The organism is Chroococcidiopsis cubana SAG 39.79, assembly GCF_003991895.1.
Taxonomy (GTDB): domain Bacteria; phylum Cyanobacteriota; class Cyanobacteriia; order Cyanobacteriales; family Chroococcidiopsidaceae; genus Chroococcidiopsis; species Chroococcidiopsis thermalis.
This window is the reverse complement of record NZ_RSCK01000239.1, coordinates 1-1,645: the sequence shown is the minus strand read 5'-3', so window position 1 is coordinate 1,645 and position 1,645 is coordinate 1. Positions and strand designations below refer to the sequence as shown.

Sequence of the window (1,645 nt, the reverse complement as noted above, 5' to 3'; positions counted from 1 at the left end):
CGATTTGGTACTTCATTCATGGCTACAATGCAGAGTTAGACAGGATTTGAGCTTCACCACTACTTCCATATCACTACCCCCAATTTTTTAACTTTACGGTTGAGCCGTGGTAACGACTTATTTTAAGTCAATTCATGCTTGCATTCGCGCCTCCGATCTATCACACATTAACCCAACTGGGCGCGATGCCATAACGCTTTTCGATCCCAACAAGATATTCCAACTCGGCTGGAGTGAGAACGATGGGGCGCTCTAGCATCGACAAAATTTCTCTTTCACACGGATCGAGATGGCACGAGCGCAAAAGAGCAATGCGATTGCTTATTTCTACAAGCTGCGGCTCTCGTTCTAGAGGTAAGGAAGTCAACTGTTGGGGTTTCAAGCTATAATCCTGCATTGTTACCATTTGCGCGTCATCCAGCCCTACTTCGACATTATCTTGCGTCACCCCTTCAAATCGCGCGTTCTCAAATTCACGCTTGTTAAAGGGGAAGCTTCGCAATGCGATTTATCCACTCTGCCGCACTAGACGCTGCCCAAATCAACAGCAATTCCTCGATCGCCACTTCAATCGGTAGCTTTCTGGAGACAATAATCACTCCAGAGCTTTGATTGCCAGTCATAAACTGGGCAAACTCTAACGGCATCGTTCGGCGATCGTGGCTGACCAGAATCCGCTGCTGTTGCGCTGCCATTGCTAGGACTTCCGGATCTTTCACACCTTCCAACCCAGCTGCAAAGGCAGTTTGGAAATCAATTGTTGGTTCTCGTCGTAAAACACCTGTGACAATTGCCTGATTCAAATCGGCATCTGCTTGGTAGCGAATCATCACAATTGTGCCTACTGTCTTGCCGCCTTAGCTGCCATCAGTTTGTCGTACAAGGCAGGAGCAGCAGTTTGTAGAGGTTGAGGCATGACATCGAATGCCGCTTCTTCGGCTGCCAGATATGCATCGATTTGGGCGCGATTCGCCAGATAAAAGGCAATCGCTCCATAAACCTGTTCCAGAGTTAGCAATGGAAAAGACTGAACGATACTTTCCGGCGATACTCCTTTTTGGAAAGCATAAACTACTGAGTCTAGAGAAATCCGAGTCCCTTCAATCCAATAAGCATCGTTGCGATACTCTACATAAGATTTAGATACGACATCTGGCATAGATTTACTCCAACTAACTGGAATCAATCCATAGAAGCCTATGGATGTCGGCAGACCCACCGAGCGTGAATTTACCTCAGATGTATATATTAGCTTACCGAAGCAGGAGATAAGAAACTAACCAAAGTGGTAACAGAATTATCGCTCGCCTCATTTGACTTCTCTACTATGAGCTGCCTTTTTTCGTCAACTTCTCCAACTGCTGCCTGATGCGATCCGGCATGGGGACAGCTTCTACTTCCACTTGTTTAGCCTGGGGCAGTCCAGGAAAGGGAGCGTAATAAATTCGTATGCTCTGTGCTACATTGAAGCCTATTTTTCAAGAACGAGCATTTTATTAAGAATGAATCTATTTAAAACCCTGATTTTTCGTCTATCATTCTCATTAACTTTAAACCTTCAAGTGGGTAGTCCTAAAGAGGACAGGATGAGTTAACTGGGAGAGAAGCATTGTAGTAATGGATGAAATTCCAAATCGCGCCAACG

The 1,645-nt window shown here is 45.5% G+C and carries 3 protein-coding genes; all 3 read right to left on the bottom strand.

Annotation, left to right across the window (positions count from 1 at the left end):
* Positions 1-160 precede the first annotated feature (160 nt).
* The 3 genes from DSM107010_RS37630 to DSM107010_RS37620 are packed head-to-tail and all read right to left on the bottom strand — an operon-like array spanning position 161 to position 1,159.
* Positions 161-448 (bottom strand): hypothetical protein, encoded by a 288-nt coding sequence (locus tag DSM107010_RS37630; RefSeq protein ID WP_148125954.1) that lies wholly within the window; start codon positions 446-448, stop codon positions 161-163.
* Positions 449-482: 34 nt separating this feature from the next.
* On the bottom strand, positions 483-830 hold the full coding sequence (locus DSM107010_RS37625; RefSeq protein ID WP_199756059.1) for a DUF5615 family PIN-like protein: 348 nt from the start codon (positions 828-830) through the stop codon (positions 483-485).
* Between the two features lie 11 nt (positions 831-841).
* On the bottom strand, positions 842-1,159 hold the full coding sequence (locus DSM107010_RS37620) for a DUF433 domain-containing protein (RefSeq protein ID WP_127025403.1): 318 nt from the start codon (positions 1,157-1,159) through the stop codon (positions 842-844).
* Positions 1,160-1,645 lie beyond the last annotated feature (486 nt).